The following is a 19,104-nucleotide window of genomic DNA, read 5'->3' as shown; positions in this document are numbered from 1 at the left end:
TTATTGCAGTCGTTTCAGAATTTCTAGGCAGCCTCTGCCATTGTGGTACGGACATTTCCAGAATCCGGCTTTCACTTGGGATTGATCCGGCTTTAGATCCTGATTAACTGACCAGTGCCATTCCCCATGCTCCAAGTCAAATAAGTTGTTCTTGGTAAACTCCCATACTTTAAACGCTTTGGTTAAAAACTGTTCGTCTTTAGAAAGTTGCCAGGCGTTAATCAAGCCCACAATTGCTTCAATCTGTGGCCACCAATGATAATCAGTATCCAGGTGGCCGGTTGATCGGTCAAATTCATTGAGAACACCACCATCAGTAGTGATGCCTTCGGCTACAAATGTTCTTGTCATTTGGACGGCCAGCTCCCTAATTTCTTTCAAATCAGTTGGAGTGGCTACTTCTTCGGCCGCTTCGTAAAGCAGCCACGAAGTTTCAATGTCGTGTCCGTAAGATACCAGTTGGCTTTTGATGTTCCAGTGTTCATCAAAGAACATGTTGAGGTGAAAGTCAGCCCGAATAAATTTCTCTTTGAATAGTTGGAGTAACTTATTTAGTGCTTGCTTGACCTTTGGATTGGGATAAACCTGGGCTAAACTTGAATAGGCCTCCAGCAGGTGAAGGTGAGTGTTTAAGATCTTCTTTTCATTTAGATCCTTCTCGCTCAGTCGCATGTCGTCTAGTTCTTTCCATTTTTTGTCAAATGCATCGAGGTAGCCGCCATGTATTGGGTCTGTTGCTTTTTCTTCCAGCAAATCAAAAAGGCTGATTGCTAAGTCCAGAGCTTGCTGTTCTTTGGTTAGTTGGTAATAGGCCGACAGGGCATAGATGAAAAAGGCTTGCGCATAGATTTGCTTTCGGCTGTTTTGGGTTTTCCCTTGATAATCCACCGTCCAGACAACTCCCCCAAACTCCTGGTCCAGAAAATGATCCAGTAAATATTGATAGGCACGCTTGGCCATTTCAATATGTTCGTGTTTCTGAGATTGTTGGGCAACGGTTGAAAAAGTCCAAAGGATTCGTGTGTTTAAAATGATTCCTTTGGGAGCATCAGGAACCGGCTTGCCAAAGAAATCTAGTTCTCCCAGGAATCCGCCATGGTGTTGGTCTGGCATTCGGCTAAGCCAAAAGTCCATAATGCGGTGCAGCTCTTGCTCAACTTCGTGTTTGAATTGATCAATCAGCTCTTGTTTCATTTTACAAAGGCTTCGTTTCGGGTGATTAATTCATTGATGGTATCTACCGATTGGGCTGAGTGAAAACGATCCTCGGGAGTGTTCATTACATAGTCAACCAGCTGGTCAACACTGGATGTTGCCACATGCATACGTGTGTCTGATGAAGCGTAATAGATGTAGATTTTGCCATCTTCATCTGCAATCCACCCATTTGAAAATAGTACATTGGAGACATCGCCAACTCGCTCGTCATCTTGCGGTGCCATAAAATATCCACCTGGATGATGGGTAACCTTATCCAATTCAACCAAATCAGTCATGAACAGGTACAATACATAGCGAAGTCCTGCTGCAGTATTACGCACTCCGTGAGCAAGGTGCAGCCAGCCATGTTTGGTTTTGATTGGAGCGGGACCCAAGCCATTTTTTAGCTCATAAACGGTGTGGTATTGTTTATTTTGAATGATGCACTCGTTTTCAACTTTGGGGTGTTCCATCCGATTGATAAATCCAAGGCCAATACCACCGCCACTGCCCACATTGATGAATCCATCCTGTGGGCGGGTGTAAATGGCATATTTGCCATCGACAAATTCCGGGTGAAGGACCACATTTCGTTGCTGTCCCGAAGTAGAGATCAGGTCGGGTAGTCGTTCCCATGTTTTCAGGTCGCGGCTTCGAACGATGCCAGCATTGGCAACAGCCGAACTGGTATCTCCATCAGGAGCATTCGGATCTTTTCGCTCAGTGCAAAAGATACCATAAACCCAACCATCTTCGTGGGCTGTCAAGCGCATGTCGTAAACATTCACATCCGGATCATCGGTTTGGGGCAGGCTGATTGGGCGATCCCAAAAGCGGAATTGATCAATACCATTGGGACTTTCGGCTATGGCAAAGAACGATTTGCGATCCCAACCTTCGACCCTTGCGGCTAGCAGGTATTTGCCCTCCCACTTGATTGCTCCGGCATTAAATACAGCATTGATGCCAAGTCGTTCCATTAAAAAGGGGTTGCGCTCTGGAGATAAGTCAAAGCGCCAGTTTAAAGGTGCATGCTCAGCAGTAAGTATGGGGAACTGGTAACGCTCAAAGATCCCGTTGGATCGTTCTTCTATCTTGTTTTTGCACTCAACCAGTTGCTTATGCTCATTGCTAAGCAGGTTGAGGCGTGTTGTAAAAAGCTTGTTCATTATATAGATATTATACTGTTAGACATTTGATATACTGATACTCGTATTTTGGGATTATTTGAAAAACGAGATTTATCTCTGTTTTCTAAAACTCATTCAGTTTATCCCACCAGGTTTTCTTCATGATAAAGACACAAACAGCTATAACGATGGCGGTAATCACCATCGGAATGTTTTGTTTCAGCACAAAATAGATGGGAAGTAGCACAAGGGCTGTTTGCCCGATGATTCCTAAGGCAACATTGAATGCATCGCGCTTAAAACTCGTTTTCTTGACAAAGTTTGGATCTTCCGCAACGACTTTGTCGTGGATTGGTTTCCAGAATCCCCAAGGGCGTACATTCTTGTAAAATGACTTCAAAACGCCTTCCTCTGTTGGTGGGGCCAGGTAGGTTCCGGCGATACAGCCAACTGTCGAAATGAGGAAAATCAGTGGGAAATAGTACAAATCCAGCGTTTCTGTGAATACGTAAGGGAAAATCAAGGCCGGAATCAGGCCGGCAACCATCCCCCAGAAGAAACCACTTCCATTGAATCGCCACCAGTGCCATTTTAAAACGTTGGAGGCAATGTAACTTCCATATAATCCGGAGACTAACCATTGCAGAATGGAGTTAATGTCGGTTGCGAAAATTCCAAAAATGATGCTTATGGCAACCACAACAATTCCAGTGGTGTAGTTGGTTATTTTGATTTCACGGTTGGAAGCATTGGGCTTGTAATAGTTGAGGTAGATATCGTTTACCAAATAAGCCTGCGCTGCATTCAACGTGCCGGCAAACGTAGACATAAAAGCAGCCAGCAACCCGGCGAGCAACAAGCCAGTAAAGCCAATCGGCACAAACTGGTTGATTGCTGATGGTAGGATTTGCTCAAAATCGATTTTGCCGGCTACTACCAGGTTAAGCTGGTCATAATAAAGAATGGCCAAAACGGCAAAGCCGGTAATCATCAAATAGCGAACGGGAACGAGGACTACACTCACCAAACCACTCATTTTTGCAGCTTCTTGAGGCGATTTGGTGGATAAGATTTTTTGCATGTCGTAATTTGGAATTGGCCCGGCCACACTGGCTAAAACTCCTTTGAATAGCATCATCATGAAAAAGATGCTAAAAAGGGAATACCCATCTGATGTTATTTTATCATTCATCTCATTGATAATACCAGCCCAGTCGAGATCCAATTGGATGCCGAAGAATGGATTCATCCAGCCGTCGGGTACATTTAAGCTCTGATGGCCCAAGGCTGTCATGGCAATAACTGCTATAACCACAGCTGAAATCGTCATGATGATGTATTGAATTAAGTCGGCCCAGACAATCCCCGACATTCCGCCAAGAATGGAGTAAAACACCGCAAAAAGGGTGAAGGCGATTCCGTAAACATGTGGAACATATTCTGCTGCTACATGGAACGGAAAGTAAGGTTGAACAATATCCCAAGGGACAAAGATTTGAACAAATTTTCCCAGCCCGATGAAACCGTAAGCCATCAAACCCAGGCAGTTGATTAAAGCAAAAGCAATAACAATTGTATGCGAAAGTTTAGCCTCTCGGCCTGACCCAAAGCGGGTTCTAATCCATTCAGCTCCGGTGGTTACGTTCGATCTTCTCAGCCACATCGACAGGTAAACCATCAGGAAAATTTGGTTGAAAGAAGGCCAGAGCCAGGGGATCCAGACACTTTTCAGCCCGTAAACTACGGCCAGGGTAACCATCCACATGGTGCCGGAAATATCGAACATCCCCGAGGCATTGGATAAGCCCAGCATGTACCAGGGGAGTTTGTTGCCGCCAAGCAGGTAAGCCGATTTGTCGCGTTGTGCCCATTTTCGAAGAACCAGCCCGATGAGGACTGTAATGGCCAAATAGGCAATAATAACAGAGATGTCAATGATACCGAGTTTCATATGTTGCTAGTTTGAGCTTTTTGTAGCTTGTTTGCTGTTTGCACGTATGTTTATCAAGTAAAAATTCAAGGTTGATGGAATGCCTTGAAAATGATGGGTCAAAAATATTTTATATACTTGCAGTTGGCAAGTACTATTTTATCAATTCTTTGTATTATTGAAATATGGAATCTGCAAAATCGACCTTTTTTAATCGGGAAATTACGCCATTGACAGCTGAAGATTGTTTGTTGGTTTTTGATCGGTGGAAGGATAAATTTGACTTTCCGCCACATTTCCATCCTGAGTATGAGTTGAATTTTATTGCTCATGCCCCCGGTGTAAAAAGAATTGTTGGCGACCATATTGCTGAAATAGGGGAGTTGGAACTGGTTTTGCTTGGTCCTAATTTGCCTCATTCTTGGGAGCAGGGCGATTGTCTGTCAACCAAAGTGCGGGAAATTACCGTTCAGTTTCACCGCGACTTATTTGATGAAAACTTGCTGAATCGGAACATTATGCAGCCGGTTCGCGACCTGTTAAAACGCTCCTTGTGGGGAATAACTTTTTCCGAAGAAACGGCTCGACAAATGCAGGGACGTATTGAAAAGCTGGCTAGTTTAAATGGCATGGATGCTTTTATGGAATTGCTCTCGCTACTTTTCGATCTTTCCACCTCCAGAAATCAACAGACTTTGTCTTCTTCAACCGGGAAGCATGATGATTTTTACAGCAACGAGAAGATTCAGCGAGTTTATGAATTTGTTCAGAAGAACTATATGCGTAAGATCAAGGTGGAGGAGGTGGCCGATTTGTCGCGTATGACAGAAGTGTCGTTCAGTCGATTTATTAAGCAACGAACCGGCAAAACTTTTATTGATTTTTTGAATGATACGCGCATTGGTTTTGCAACGCGCCAGCTTATTGAAAATAACGATAGTATTTCAGAGATTGCTTTTCGCTGTGGTTTTAATAACCTGGCCAATTTCAACCGAATATTTAAAAGGAGAAAGGGGACCACTCCAACGGAGTTTCGGAGTAATTTTGCGGGGATTCGCCGGGTGAATTAGAATTTTTAGGAATTTGAAACGATACAATCTATGGAATGCCTAATCTATCAATGTTTGATTGCGTATCCTTTGTATTGTAAAACTACCTTTTTTGTTTACCGCTTCGTTTATTTTATAACGATGATTGCCCCGCCTGCGATTGATGCGAATGACAACATCCGTTGGTGTTATAGGTCTTGTTCTTACACCGATTGCCACTCTTTGTAGTTCCCTTGCACTGAATGGGGGTACTTAACTTCTGCTGAACTTTTACTTGTGTAACCATCCTGTCAAATGACCATTCTCCGGGATCGGACTGAGACTCCAGTTTTTCTTCAAGCGCATCATCCAGCTGCGGAAAGAAATCAACCCCGGTAAGTTCTTCCACCAGGTCAACAGACACTACATAATCTGATAGCTGCTTTTTTCCTTCTGAATTGGGCAGGATCAGTGCAATCATCTTTTCTTTTCCCGTGTAGTCATAAACGACCTTGTAGTAGTAACCGGGAATAGTAACTTTATTTTTCCCAATCGCCCCTTTATTATCTTTAAATATTGCCCCGGTAACAACCCAAATTCCATCTTCCTCCAAACTCCATTTTCGAACCGTTTCTTCTAAGTTCTTCCATATTCCCCGATTGAAACCCGGCACCTGAGGCGACATATTGGATAAATAGAAAGTCTCGGACATGGCTGTGGAAGACTGTTTCATATCGGCAGCCGGACATAAGTGTCCGCGATCGTAGCCGGATCCTCTGTAATCTTCAAGTGATGCAGATTGTGTTGACACTTTTGGATCGGGCCGAAAATCATCTGTTCTGCCGGCTGCGCCTGTCACCATCTCTCGCGTTAAATGATACAGCACCCAAATGGCTTGTTCGTGTTGTTCGGAATAGGCCAATGTATAACAACTATGTTTTACGATTTCTCCGGAAGACTTTGGCGTATAGTTTTGGGCCACAGCTGTCATACAAGACAGCAGTATTGCCAGCGTCAGTTTTAATCTCACTTAATTGGATGATTTATTCAAAATTCGATCTGCAAATAAAGCCTTTTTCATCGTTCAGTCCTTCGTTTTTTTCGATTTCATTGGTGTGATGGAAATATCAACTGCAAAAGGCTTCGAAATATATTTTTCAGGTGAAGTTTATCCATAGAATGGTAGAGAGTTGAAGTATAATACCAATTGTCTTTCAGAGTGAGCCTTATGCGAAACTCTGAAATTACAATGGTTAATGCCGATAGACAATTGAAGAGGCTTTAAGAGCACAGCGAATTTAAGGCTCAATTCAATTGCTAATCGGTAAATTGATCAACCTGCCAATGAGGATATGATTAAGATAATAAACAGGTTTGAAGTGCCTGAATACACTGTTTTTCTGACTTTCGACGTTTAGAGAGACTACTAACTTCATTTTAAGATAAAGTTATCAGGAGAGTTATCTAAGTATCGTTAGCAGGAGACTGAAAAGTAAATGCTTCCTTTGTAATACGGTTTGGAGGATATTTTCGGATGCTGTTAATAACTCCCTTTTTCATCACAAACGATTCCTTGTATATTCGCAACATTTATGATTGTTTGTATTGCAGAGAAACCAAGTGTAGCCAAAGAAATTGCCCAGGTAATTGGAGCAGGTTCGCGGAAAGATGGTTATTTCGAAGGAAATGGTTACCAGGTAACTTGGACTTTTGGCCATTTTTGTACGTTGTGGCCGCCCGAGGATTATAATGCCCAATGGAAACGTTGGGATTTGCAGACTCTCCCCATGTTGCCCAAACGTTTCGAAACCAAAGTGATGAAGGGTGATAGCGGGGTGACCAAACAGTTTAATACCATTAAAAGCCTGCTGAATAAAGCAACTCAGGTGATTAACTGCGGTGATGCCGGCCAGGAAGGTGAGCTTATTCAACGCTGGGTGATGAAAGAGGCCGGTTACAAAGGCGAAGTGAAGCGTTTGTGGATTTCGTCGCTCACCAACGAGGCTATAAAAAATGGGTTTCAAAAACTGCAACCTGCCACCGAGTTCGATAACCTGTATTATGCCGGCAGTTCTCGTGCCATTGGCGATTGGTTGTTGGGAATGAATGCCACCCGGTTGTACACACTGAAGTATGGTGGTTACAAGCAGGTGTTGTCTATCGGGCGGGTGCAAACGCCAACGCTGGCCATGCTGGTAACCCGTCATTACGAAATCGAAAATTTTAAACCGCAGCCTTACTGGGAGTTGCAAACCACATACCGCGACACGGTTTTCAGTAACACCGAAGGAAAATTCTTCCAAAAAGAAGACGGTGAAAAACTGTTGAATCAGGTGTTAGGGAAAGACCTGTTTATCATCGATGTGGAAAAGAAAGACGGAAAAGAATATGCACCCAAGCTATTCGATCTGACCAGTTTACAGGTGTATTGCAATACACGTTTTGGATTGACTGCCGACGAAACTTTAAAAACTGTTCAACGGCTGTACGAAATGAAAACCGTTACCTATCCGCGTGTTGATACCACTTTTTTGCCCAACGATTTATATCCCAAGGTTCCCGGGATTTTAAAAGGACTGAAAGGTTATACGCAATTTGCCGGGAAGCTGTTGGAGAAAAAAATCAGGAAATCGACCAACGTTTTTAACGATAAAAAAGTTACCGACCACCACGCTATCATTCCGACCGGCGAAGAAAAACTGTTGGGAGGACAGGAGAAAGACGTTTACGATGCCATTACGCGCCGTTTTCTGGCAGTTTTTTACCCCGATTGTACAGTAGCCAAAACACAGGTGAAAGCCGAAGTGGACACGGTGCAGTTTGTGGCTAACGGCAAACAAATTCTGCAACCGGGTTGGCGTGTTGTGTTTCAGGATGAAAATAGTAAAAGCGGCGATGGCGACACCATTCTTCCTGCATTTACAGTAGGAGAACACGGTCCGCACGAGCCCGCCTTTACCGAAAAAGAAACCAAACCTCCGCGTTATTACACCGAGGCATCATTGTTACGTGCCATGGAAACCGCCGGTAAAAATGTGGACGATGAAGAATTGCGCGATCTGATGAAAGCCAATGGAATTGGCCGACCTTCAACGCGGGCGGCGATTATCGAAACCTTGTTCCGCAGAAAATACATTGAGCGGCAGAAAAAGCAGATTCACCCCACAAAGATGGGAATCCAGTTGATTGATACCATTCAGAATGAGCTGCTGAAATCAGCCGAATTAACCGGGCAGTGGGAGAAACGTTTGCGTGAAATTGAGCAGGGTGAATACAGCGCATCGAAGTTTATTTTCGAAATGAAACGTATGGTTTACGACCTGGTGGTGGAAGTGCTCAGTGATCGTACTGTGGTAAAGCTGGCCGCTCCCGAACCGGAACCAAAGAAACCGGCTGGAAAGAAAAAAAAGGAGAAGGATGCCGCCAGTGATGAAATGAAGTGTCCAAAATGTTCGGAGGGCTTGATTTTGAAAGGGAAAAATGCCTATGGATGCAACCGGTGGAAAGATGGTTGTGATTTCAGACTGCCCTTTGTTTTTATGGACAAAAAACTAACCGATAAACAAGTGGCCCGACTGCTTGAAAAGGGGGCTACCACAAAATTGAAAGGCTTTAAAACGGGCGAGAAAAAAGTGGATGGTGTGTTGCAACTCACCGGCGATTTTAATGTCGAGTTGGTGGAGGAAACTCCGGTAAAGACGAAGGCTGTTGATACGACGCCCAAATGTCCGAAATGTGGAGGGACCATTATAAAAGGAAAAACGGCTTACGGTTGCAGCAATTGGAAAGAAGGCTGTGATTTTAAATTTTCGTTTGATGCCATTCGCGAAAAAGCTGCAGGTAGAAAGTTAACTAAGGAACTGGTGTTGGAAATTATTACTTCCTGAGAAAATCTTGCGTGGGTTTGGGGTTTAGCTAAATCAACATTGCTTGCATTTTCGTTCCTCCATCGTTCCTCCAAAAGCAAAAGGCCAGTGAAGGATGATTTTGTATTTTTTTGCTCAAAATCAGGTTCTTACAGATTTTGAAATTTTACTTTTCTGGTTCACCGTTTAGTTCACATTTAAAGGACTTTCCTTTCCTTTACTGATATAAAATAGATAAATTGCTAGAAAATAAAGTGTTACAGCGTTTTGGTTTTATTGATAAAAGGTGTCTTCAAAAGCATATGAAACCTATTCTCACGAAAACCATAGTATGCAATCGATTTGCTTAATTGCAGCAACAAGCTTGGTTTCAACGATTGCGTTCCAATAGTTTATTTGAATGTTTATAAATATTCAACCATTTTGTTGGGTTGTGTAATGGTTTCCTCAAGCAGTAATTAATTTGGCTGTGTATCATGATTTGATTTAATTTGCTGTTGTGTAGTTAATTTAATGTATTTGCAGTAATTCTGAAATCATTCTTTAATATGTTTAAAATAGTTTTGCCATCAAAGTAATGGTTACTATTTATCAACATTGTAAGGAGATGACAAGAAAAAATATTCGCAAAAAGCTGGGTGAAAATGAAGTTCTTTTTGTTCTGGTGGCTGCAGTCAGTTCTTTTTTTGCATACTCCTGTATGTATGCGTTTCGAAAACCATTCACGGCAGCTACGTTCGATAGCCTCTATTTTCTAGGCATACATTACAAGATATGGTTGATTACTTCCCAGATAATTGGGTACACTATCTCCAAGTTCTTCGGTATTAAATATATTTCTGAATTGCGGTCAGAGAAACGCATTCAAACAATATTGTCAGTGATTGGGGTAGCCTGGGTGGCACTTCTGTTTTTTGCAATTACTCCAGCGCCTTATAATATTATTTTTATTTTTTTAAACGGACTTCCGCTTGGCCTTGTCTGGGGAATTGTTTTTTCCTACCTGGAAGGTCGCCGGACAACAGAATTATTAGGGGCCAGTGTGAGTGTTACGTTTATTGTATCGTCAGGATTTGTGCGCACTGTTGGCAGATTTCTAATGCTGGAACATGGTGTAACCGAATACTGGATGCCTTTTGTTACAGGATCAGTATTTATTATCCCACTTATTATTTCGGTTTGGTTTCTCAATCAATTACCGGAGCAAAACAGTAAGGATTTAGAGAATCGCACACAGCGGGTTCCGATGAATAGACAAGAACGAAAAACCTTTTTGAAGCGTTTTGCGTCGGCTGTCATTCCATTCACACTGGCCTATCTATTATTGACTGTGCTGAGAGATGTTCGTGATAATTTTTCCACTGAAATATGGATAGAACTAGGGAAAGGTGATGTGCCTGCCATTTTTACAACGGCTGAAATCCCGATCGGAGTAGGCGTACTGATAATAGTTTCTCTTGTGATTTTGATTAAAGATAATCTTAAGGCCCTCAATGCCTCACTTTTATTTATTGCAGGAGGAATGGGGATTAATATTCTTGCAACCATAGCGTTTCAGATGCAAATAATTGGCGGTGTAAGTTGGATGATACTGGTTGGCTTTGGCCTTTATTTGGGTTATGTTACTTATCATGCCCTCTTGTTTGAGCGCTTTATTGCAACATTTAAATACGCAAGCAACATTGGTTTCTTGTTTTATACGGCTGATGCTTTTGGCTACTTGGGGAGCGTAACTACTTTTCTTACGAAGAATTTTTTCTCTCCAGATCTTAGTTGGTTAAATTTCTTTAGTTCGATAACGTATTCTCTTTCTGCTCTGGGAATAGGCCTTTGTTTGATCTCGTATGTTGCAATCAAAGTAAAATACAAAAAATCATTCGTTCAGTTCGAATCAAAAAAACTTTGTTATGAATATTAAATATCTGCCCGAAAATCCATACTTGCTCTTGACTCCGGGACCACTTTCAACTTCGAAAACAGTGAAGGCTGCCATGTTGCGGGATTGGTGTACCTGGGATGAAGATTATAATAGTATTGTTCAGCAGGTACGTTCTGAGTTACTCACTATTTCAGATTTAGATGCCAAACGTTATACTACTGTTTTGATGCAGGGAAGTGGAACCTTCTCTGTAGAATCGGTTATCGGATCGGTGATTCCCGAAAGTGGCAAGCTGTTAGTACTTGCAAATGGAGCTTATGGGCAACGGATTGCTGAAATTGCCCGATACCTTAAAATACCGTGCGAGGTTTACGATGCGGGAGATTTGGAACGTCACCAGCTTGAAAAAGTTGACAGTATTTTGGCTGACGACAGCAGTATTTCTCATGTGGCTGTTGTGCATTGTGAAACCACAACCGGAATGCTGAACGATATTGAGGCAATTGGCGAAGTGGTAAAAAAGAATAGACGCATATTTGTTGTTGATGCCATGAGTAGCTTTGGAGGCATCCCAATCGATGTGGAAAATATTGGCATCGATTTTTTGATCAGTAGTGCCAATAAGTGTATTCAGGGGGTGCCGGGCTTTGGTTTTGTTGTTGGCAAAACCAGCGAGCTGGAAAAATGCGACGGACTGGCACGTTCCCTTTCGCTCGATCTTTTTAGTCAATGGAAAACCTTGGAGGAGGGACATGGCAAATGGCGTTTTACTTCGCCGACACACGTGGTAAAGGCATTTCGTCAGGCCTTAATTGAACTAAATATCGAAGGCGGTATTCTGGCGCGTTTTCATCGTTATGCCGAAAATCAACGAACATTGGTGAACGGGATGCGTAACCTTGGATTGGAGACCTTGCTTTCCGATGAATTTCACTCGCCAATCATTACAGCTTTTCTTTCACCCAAGGCAGTCAGTTACGATTTTGTCCGCTTCTATAATGAATTGAAAGCACGTGGCTTTGTGATTTATCCCGGGAAAGTTACCAATTATCAATGCTTTCGGATTGGAAACATTGGTGAGGTCAGACCGAATGATATGAAAGTGCTGATTTCTTCCGTCCGCGAATCGATGTACTGGAAGTAAGTCGGATCAGCGAGATTGTGTATAGTCAATATTGTTGTTGAGTAATAGTAATTGTTTGTATATGTTTCTCTGTGATGCCTGAACGCTTTTAAAAGAGATTGAAATTCGCACTCGTGTCATATGTTGTTTATTTTTAGCTTATTGAGATGTATTTCTCTTGTGCTATTGAAATACTTGTTTGGTTTGAAAATAATATTAATATATTTGGAGTTGACAAATAGTAAACATGATGAGCAATAATCTTTATTTGAAAATTGGTAAAAAAATTCGGGAAATCAGACAAGAGAAGAAAACCACGCTGGCCGCAGTTGCAGAAAAAGCAAATGTCAGCAAAAGCTTGTTGTCAAAAATCGAAAATGGAAGAACTATTCCTTCGTTACCTGTACTACTTGGCATAATCCGATCACTGGATACAGATCTGAATAATTTCTTTACCGATCTGTCAGATGATATTTCGTATGGTTATATCCATAAAAAACAAAAGGATTACATTCCATACGAAAAGGAAGAATCGGAAGGTTTCAGCTATTATTCAATTTTAAGCGAAAACATTCAGAATATTGCTTTGCAATCTTCAATCTTAAAGTTAGCTCCCAACGCCTACCGGGAAAAAGTAACGACTGATGGATATACTTTTATTTATTTAATTGATGGTGAGGTTGATTATGTTTTAGACAAAGAATCCATTCAGTTAAAAACAGGTGATTCTCTGTTTTTTGATGGAAAGATCCCTCATGTTCCTCAAAACAATACCGCAAACACTGCATCATTATTGGTGATGTATTTATTAACTGACATAAAAAATTAACTATGAATAAGATTAAAATGGTGGTGTTCGATATGGCCGGAACCACTGTAAAAGATGATAATGAAGTAGAGAAATGTTTTACGGAAGCGGCCCAAAATACAGGCCTGCAATATACAATTGAGGAAATTGTGGCGATGATGGGCTGGTCGAAACGATTGGTTTTTGAAACGCTTTGGAAGAAAAATCTCCCGGATGCTGAAGAATCTGAAATTCAGGAAAAAACAGATGAGTCTTACGATAAATTCAGAAAAATTCTTGAAAATCACTACTTAACTCAGCCGGTATTACCTGTTGACGGGGCCGAAGAACTGTTTAGTTACCTCAAAAAAGAAGGTGTTATAATTGTCTTGACCACCGGATTTTACCGGAAAGTGACTGATATTATCCTACAGAGGCTGGGTTGGGATAAAAATCTGGACGAAGCGTATAAAGGAAATGATCATTCAATCATCGACCTTTCTGTGTCCAGTGATCAGGTAATAGCCGGACGCCCTTCCCCGTATATGATCAACAAAGCAATGGAGGTGTTTGGCCTTAACGATCCAAAACAAGTTATAAAAATTGGAGATACTCCTTCTGATCTGGAGGCAGGGAGAAATGCAAATTGTTTGTTATCGCTTGGTGTAACTTACGGTACACATACGAAAGAACAGCTTGCAAAATACGACAATGACGGCTTGTTGAATGCCATCGTAGAACTAAAAAAATATTTGAATTAATGTCCGAAATAGCAAACGCCTGGATTTTTTCCGGTATTCCCAATGTCCTCGATGCAAAAACAATAGAACTCCCAATTTTGGGTAACGGAGAGATTTTGGTGAAAAATTCGATGTGTTCCATATGTAAAAGCGATTTGCATACCTTATCCGGAACCAGGCCCGGACCAACACCTTCCATTCTTGGTCATGAAATTGTTGGAGAAATTGTTGCCTTGCCAGCCAACCCTGTACTTGATTTTTGGGGAAACCAACTCAAAACAGGCGATCTTATAACCTGGACAATCATGGCCTCGTGTGGTGAATGTTCGTTTTGTAAAAGGGGATTACCTCAGAAGTGTGTTTCGATTAAAAAGTATGGCCATGAAAAAATGGAGGGACATTTTCAACTTACGGGTGGTTTCGCCTCACACACCCACTTATATCCCGGAACATTTACTTATAAATTACCCGGCGAAATTGATAAAAGATTGTTGGCAGGTCTCAACTGTTCGTGGGCAACCGTGGTAGCTGCAATACGGAATGCAGGCGAAATAAAAGGGAAAAACGTATTGATAACGGGTGCAGGCATGCTCGGGTTGCTGGCAGTTATGGTCTGCCGTGAAAAGGGAGCCGCAAAAATTGTTGTTTGCGATAAAGACGAACAAAGGCTTGATTTAACAAAAGAGTTTGGCGCTGATTTGTGCCTCAAAGATTGCTTTTCGGATGCTAATGAGAGAGAGTGTGGCGGAATGCTTCAGCAAAATGCACCTATTGACGTCTTTTTGGAAATGACAGGCAGTAATGAAATTGTTCAGAAAATTTTTCAAATGGCCGGTATTGGCGCAAGTATTGTTTTGGCTGGTTCTGTTTTTCCGGTGGAAGATGTTGCCATCAATCCCGAACAGATCGTCAGGAGATTATTGCAAATAAAAGGAGTGCATAATTATACCCCCGGTGATCTTGGGAATGCCATTATGATATTACGTAAAATCTATCGAAAATATCCATTTGAGAAATTGTTCGACCAAAAAACGTATGGCCTGGAAAACATTGATGAAGCTGTAGCTCATGCAAAGCTAAGTTCGAAGCATCGTGTAGTTATTGGTTTGTAGGTAAAAACACTGAATGTTTAATTCAGTGCTGGATATTTTCTGAAAGAAAGCAAGAGATTCTTTGAAAGGCATCATTCTGTTGCTTTTTGATTGGATCATTGAATCGCTTACTGGTTCATCACCCAATCAGATTTATATTATTAAAATTAATGCTTACTTTTGCATTAATTTAAGAACTTTGTCCTAATTGTGCTATTAATTTTAAAAATAACATTAATTTTTCTCTTTATTTCTCCGAGTATAACTTGGGGGCAAAGTTATAATGTAAAACAGGTTTCGGGGCTTCAAAAGTTATCGCAAAGCAGTATTCGCAGTATTTGTGTTGACCAGGTAGGATATATCTGGCTCGGAACAGAATTCGGTCTTAACCGATACGATGGACAAACCATTCAAAGGTATTTTTATAACAGCAACGACTCTTTGTCTCTTTCCGGAGATTATATAAACTCGGTTTCCGAAGATCGTGACGGACGTATCTGGGTTTCCACAGCGAATGGGCTGTGTTTATACAATCGAAAGAAAGATAATTTCATAAGAAATCCATTGCGTCTGAAGAACGAAATATTAGGGAGTATAAATTATGAGAATGAGACTGAAATATGGTTTCCGGGAAGCGATCTCAATTTCTATGTGTTTAATAAGAAAACGAATGAAGTAAGCATAAAACCAATTCAATTAAAGATAAAATCTCCGGCTTCGTTCAGCATTGAGAAGATTATTAAATACGATAATGAGAATCTTTTGTTATTGATACAGGATTTAGGTTTATTCCTGTATAATATAAATTCAGGAAAGCTTGATCGTTTTTTAGAATTAGAGGCGGTTCGTTTGACCGGTTTGGAAAGAATCGACGAATTCTTTTATGTTTCAACCTATAACGATGTTTATAAAATTACCAAGCAGGGAGAAATCGTTTCTACTTTCGATGATATAAATCCTGAATTCAAGGGAAATATATTTCTCGATTTGAAGCAAAACCCGGAGGATGGAAGGATATGGCTATCATCGGATTATGGAGGTGTATTTATTGTGAATACTGAATTTGATTTGCTGCAAAGAATAAAAGCCGGATCTGGCGCAAACGATATTTTACCTGAGAACTCGATAAAGAAAATATATTTTGCAGCCAACCAAATTGTTATACTGGGTACTGTTCGCTGTGGTGCTGTTATTTTGTATTCCTCGGGAATCAATCATTATCAATACAACAACGCAAATGAATCCGGTCCGTCAGATAAGTCAATTTTATGTCTCGAAGAAGATAGGGATCATCATATTTGGATTGGGACAGATGGTGGAGGATTGAATTTTTTTGACAGGAAAAGTGATCGGTTTATAGCTTATAGTTCACCGGATGTTATTATTGTGACTTCCATCCTCGATTATTCTGAGGACAAGTTACTGGTTGCTTCTTACCAGAAAGGTTTATTTTTCTTCGACAAGAAAACAAAGAAATTTTCTGATGCTCATTCTCACCCGTTGTTTAAGGAGGTAAATAAAAACAGCCGGCAAAAAATTTTTAAAGACTCAAAAGATAACATATGGATTTCAGATGGCGAACTTTTAAAAGTAAATTTAAAAAGTAATACAACAGAACGTTTTAACCAGAAGACACACCCGGAAGTATTTGATAAAATATTACCAATTTATTTTTCGGTTTTTGAGTCTTCGTCCGGGAAATTATGGTTTTGTTCTGCCGGCGGGTTATTTTCCTACTCTCTGCAAACCTACAAAATAGAGGATGAAATTGTAATTTCCGATTTTGACCATTCATTAGGTAATACCGTATACTCTGTCGAGGAAGACGCTTTCGGGAACTTATTAGTGGGAACCGGGAAAGGACTGGGATATTATAATTTTCGTAACAATACTTTAACACGCTATTTAGCAGACAAAGCCTATAATTCCAAATGGTTTTCTTCCTTATACATTGACAGTAAAAACCAGGTATGGGCAGGAACAAACGACGTTTTGCTGCAAATTGTTTCAAAAGATACTTTAAAAGAAGTTTCTGTATTTAATTCTCTTGAAACGAATGGGGATATAGAATATCGGCATGGTGCTATTTTACGGGCATCAGACAAGAATCTTTACATGGGAAGTAATAACGGAATTACCTATTTCGTTCCGGAGCAGGTGAAAAACTATGTAACTGATTCAAAGGTTACTATTTCATCCTTCAAAAAAATAGATAATAAAAAAGGAGGGAGTTCAGATTCAACCATTGCGATAGATGTTAAAAATGATTTTCAGGCTAAATTCAAATATTCATCGGCCATTTATGAATTTAAGTTCAACGCATTTAATATCCCTTTCGAAGAATATACCGACTATTCGTATACCCTTGAGAATTACGAGGATATATGGCATGTAGGTAAGTCTAATACCGCTACATATACCAACCTGGAGGCAGGGGACTATATTTTCAAGGTAAAGTCGACCAATAAAATGGGGAGGTGGGGAACAAAAACTACTGACATTTATATAACCATTTTACCCCCCTGGTATAAAACAATTTGGTTTATTGGTCTTGTTATTATTGCAATAACTGGCATAATCATCGTCGTTTGGCACGAAAGTTTAGTTCGTTTAAAATTAAAACATCAGATAGAGTTAAGAGAAGCAGAACAGGAACAACTCAAAGTTTCGAATCAACAGAAGATACAGTTTTTCACCAACATCTCTCACGAGTTAAAAACACCACTAACTCTAATTTACACTCCGCTAAATCAGTTGCTGAAGAAGAATACTTCAGAAAGAGAGATGAAAATGGTTTTGCCAACTATTTACCGGAATGTTAGGCGGATGATGGAACTTATCGACCAACTACTCCAATTCAGAAAAGCAGAGATATCAGCACTCAAACTGGAAGCCTGTAAGGTAGATTGCGTCAAAGCATGTGAAGAAATAATCGACTATTTTACCTATTATGCAAAGATTGAAGGCATAAATATCATCTTCGAAAAAGAAGAAACTGAAATGGAAGTTGAGCTCGACCGCGATAAGTTTGTAAAGATCATGTTTAACCTTATCACCAATGCTTTAAAAAATTCCGTTTCGGGAGATTCGATTACCATCGCAGTAAGCTGGTGTGACGATCAGATTTGTATTGAGGTAAAAGATACAGGCATGGGGATTTCAGAAGAAGATCAGAAACGAATTTTCGAACGTTATTACCAGGTCGAAAAAAAAGTGGGGGGAACAGGTATCGGTTTGGCACTTACCAAACATCTTGTTGAATTGCATGGTGGAAAAATAAGCCTTGAAAGTGAACTGGGAAAAGGTACTGTATTTTATGTCGTTTTACCGAAAAAACAAAATACCACAGAGCAAATAGTTGCTGCTGAAACTCTGTCTGTGTTTAAGAGTACTGAGCACAACCTAAGTCCGGGGGACTACCAGGAATCTGACATCAATAAAGTAACAACCATTCTTGTGGTTGAAGATGAGCCGGAACTCAGACATTTTTTGAAAATTCATTTTTCAAAAGACTATAGAGTATTTACGGCGACCAACGGAGAAGAAGCTTTTACCTCTGCGGTTAAATATGTACCCGACCTGATTGTATCCGATATAATGATGCCGGAAATGGATGGTTATCAGCTGTGCGGAAAAGTTAAGAACGATATTCGAATCAGCCACATTCCGGTTGTCCTGTTAACGGCAAAGTCGGAGTCAGAAGACCACATGCAGGGATTGATCGCCGGCGCTGATCTGTACATTCCCAAACCTTTTGATCTCGAATTACTAAAACTCCAAATTGCTACCCTAATCAAAAACCGGGAGATTTTAAAGAATCGGTTTGGCAGCGATCCGTATTTCACAGCCGAGGACCTGACTCATAATTCACTGGATAAAGAGTTTATGAATACGGCCATTAATCTGGTGAATGAAAACCTCGAAAATCAAGATTACAAGGTTTCTGACTTCGTCAGCCAGATGGGAATGAGCCGGACACTTGTCTATTCCAAAATTAATGCCTTGGCCGGAAAGCCGGTAAAGGATTTTATTCTTCATCTTCGTCTTCAGAAAGCTGCGAAGATGATCGTTTCATCCGACAAACCCATTTCGGACATTGCTTATGAATGCGGATTTTCAGACCCGTCGTACTTCAGTACTGTGTTCAAACGTTATTACGCCCAATCACCCTTAAAATATCGTTCTGTTTACATGAACACCAGCTTGTCATCAACTGATTTAGAGTAATCCCAAGGACTTCAGAGCTAGTTGCTAGCTCATTTCTTTATCTTCTATTTTGTTTATTTTCAGTGGTTTGTACAAAATCAAATTTTATTTGTACAAAATTCAA

General features: G+C 40.7%; 13 protein-coding genes. 8 read left to right on the top strand and 5 right to left on the bottom strand.

Translation table 11 applies throughout. The annotated features are described in order from the left end of the window. From INQ51_RS21905 to INQ51_RS21895, 3 genes are all read right to left on the bottom strand, one after another. Positions 1 to 1,194 carry an AGE family epimerase/isomerase gene (locus tag INQ51_RS21905; protein WP_233380128.1) on the bottom strand — a complete coding sequence of 398 codons (1,194 nt, stop codon included), beginning with the start codon at positions 1,192 to 1,194 and terminating at the stop codon, positions 1 to 3. After that, positions 1,191 to 2,369, bottom strand: a complete 1,179-nt coding sequence (locus tag INQ51_RS21900) for a glycosidase (protein ID WP_233380127.1) — start codon at positions 2,367 to 2,369, stop codon at positions 1,191 to 1,193. The genes INQ51_RS21905 and INQ51_RS21900 overlap by 4 nt, the downstream gene beginning before the upstream one ends. A gap of 85 nt (positions 2,370 to 2,454) precedes the next feature. Continuing rightward, positions 2,455 to 4,281 carry a sodium:solute symporter family protein gene (locus INQ51_RS21895; protein WP_233380126.1) on the bottom strand — a complete coding sequence of 609 codons (1,827 nt, stop codon included), beginning with the start codon at positions 4,279 to 4,281 and terminating at the stop codon, positions 2,455 to 2,457. 164 nt (positions 4,282 to 4,445) lie between these two features. On the opposite strand from INQ51_RS21895, the gene INQ51_RS21890 reads away from it, so the two are divergent. After that, positions 4,446 to 5,330 carry an AraC family transcriptional regulator gene (locus INQ51_RS21890; RefSeq protein ID WP_233380125.1) on the top strand — a complete coding sequence of 295 codons (885 nt, stop codon included), beginning with the start codon at positions 4,446 to 4,448 and terminating at the stop codon, positions 5,328 to 5,330. Between the two features lie 112 nt (positions 5,331 to 5,442). Here the strand turns inward: INQ51_RS21890 and INQ51_RS21885 are convergent, their stop codons facing one another. Next, a complete protein-coding gene (locus INQ51_RS21885) occupies positions 5,443 to 6,318 on the bottom strand; it encodes a DNA/RNA non-specific endonuclease (RefSeq protein ID WP_233380124.1) in 876 nt (291 codons plus the stop codon). A 434-nt stretch (positions 6,319 to 6,752) separates the two neighbouring features. Then, positions 6,753 to 6,878 carry a hypothetical protein gene (locus tag INQ51_RS22580; protein ID WP_262909976.1) on the bottom strand — a complete coding sequence of 42 codons (126 nt, stop codon included), beginning with the start codon at positions 6,876 to 6,878 and terminating at the stop codon, positions 6,753 to 6,755. Between the two features lie 2 nt (positions 6,879 to 6,880). On the opposite strand from INQ51_RS22580, the gene INQ51_RS21880 reads away from it, so the two are divergent. The 7 genes from INQ51_RS21880 to INQ51_RS22675 all read left to right on the top strand — a co-directional run bounded on the left by INQ51_RS21880 (position 6,881) and on the right by INQ51_RS22675 (position 19,001). Beyond that, positions 6,881 to 9,175 carry a DNA topoisomerase 3 gene (locus INQ51_RS21880; protein WP_233380123.1) on the top strand — a complete coding sequence of 765 codons (2,295 nt, stop codon included), beginning with the start codon at positions 6,881 to 6,883 and terminating at the stop codon, positions 9,173 to 9,175. Between the two features lie 586 nt (positions 9,176 to 9,761). Then, a complete protein-coding gene (locus INQ51_RS21875; protein WP_233380122.1) occupies positions 9,762 to 11,072 on the top strand; it encodes a DUF5690 family protein in 1,311 nt (436 codons plus the stop codon). Then, positions 11,062 to 12,177, top strand: a complete 1,116-nt coding sequence (phnW, locus tag INQ51_RS21870) for a 2-aminoethylphosphonate--pyruvate transaminase (protein WP_233380121.1) — start codon at positions 11,062 to 11,064, stop codon at positions 12,175 to 12,177. Before INQ51_RS21875 ends, phnW begins: the two co-directional genes overlap by 11 nt. Before the next feature lie 247 nt (positions 12,178 to 12,424). Further along, positions 12,425 to 12,985, top strand: a complete 561-nt coding sequence (locus tag INQ51_RS21865) for a helix-turn-helix domain-containing protein (protein ID WP_233380120.1) — start codon at positions 12,425 to 12,427, stop codon at positions 12,983 to 12,985. Between the two features lie 2 nt (positions 12,986 to 12,987). Beyond that, a complete protein-coding gene (locus INQ51_RS21860; protein ID WP_233380119.1) occupies positions 12,988 to 13,704 on the top strand; it encodes an HAD family hydrolase in 717 nt (238 codons plus the stop codon). After that, positions 13,704 to 14,795 carry a zinc-binding dehydrogenase gene (locus INQ51_RS21855; RefSeq protein WP_233380118.1) on the top strand — a complete coding sequence of 364 codons (1,092 nt, stop codon included), beginning with the start codon at positions 13,704 to 13,706 and terminating at the stop codon, positions 14,793 to 14,795. Before INQ51_RS21860 ends, INQ51_RS21855 begins: the two co-directional genes overlap by 1 nt. Positions 14,796 to 14,984: 189 nt before the next feature. Next, the gene (locus INQ51_RS22675; protein WP_233380117.1) at positions 14,985 to 19,001 is read left to right on the top strand and encodes a two-component regulator propeller domain-containing protein; all 4,017 of its coding nucleotides are present in this window, start codon (positions 14,985 to 14,987) and stop codon (positions 18,999 to 19,001) included. Positions 19,002 to 19,104: the final 103 nt, after the last annotated feature.

Source organism: Maribellus sp. CM-23 (genome assembly GCF_021354595.1).
GTDB lineage: Bacteria > Bacteroidota > Bacteroidia > Bacteroidales > Prolixibacteraceae > Draconibacterium.
This window is presented reverse-complemented; position numbering and strand designations above follow the sequence as displayed.

Coding starts and splice junctions, on each gene's coding strand:
- INQ51_RS21905 (WP_233380128.1), bottom strand. CDS start 1,194: ATGAAACAAGAGCTGATTGATCAATTCAAACACGAAGTTGAGCAAGAG.
- INQ51_RS21900 (WP_233380127.1), bottom strand. CDS start 2,369: ATGAACAAGCTTTTTACAACACGCCTCAACCTGCTTAGCAATGAGCAT.
- INQ51_RS21895 (WP_233380126.1), bottom strand. CDS start 4,281: ATGAAACTCGGTATCATTGACATCTCTGTTATTATTGCCTATTTGGCC.
- INQ51_RS21890 (WP_233380125.1), top strand. CDS start 4,446: ATGGAATCTGCAAAATCGACCTTTTTTAATCGGGAAATTACGCCATTG.
- INQ51_RS22580 (WP_262909976.1), bottom strand. CDS start 6,878: ATGTTGCGAATATACAAGGAATCGTTTGTGATGAAAAAGGGAGTTATT.
- INQ51_RS21880 (WP_233380123.1), top strand. CDS start 6,881: ATGATTGTTTGTATTGCAGAGAAACCAAGTGTAGCCAAAGAAATTGCC.
- INQ51_RS21875 (WP_233380122.1), top strand. CDS start 9,762: ATGACAAGAAAAAATATTCGCAAAAAGCTGGGTGAAAATGAAGTTCTT.
- phnW (WP_233380121.1), top strand. CDS start 11,062: ATGAATATTAAATATCTGCCCGAAAATCCATACTTGCTCTTGACTCCG.
- INQ51_RS21860 (WP_233380119.1), top strand. CDS start 12,988: ATGAATAAGATTAAAATGGTGGTGTTCGATATGGCCGGAACCACTGTA.
- INQ51_RS21855 (WP_233380118.1), top strand. CDS start 13,704: ATGTCCGAAATAGCAAACGCCTGGATTTTTTCCGGTATTCCCAATGTC.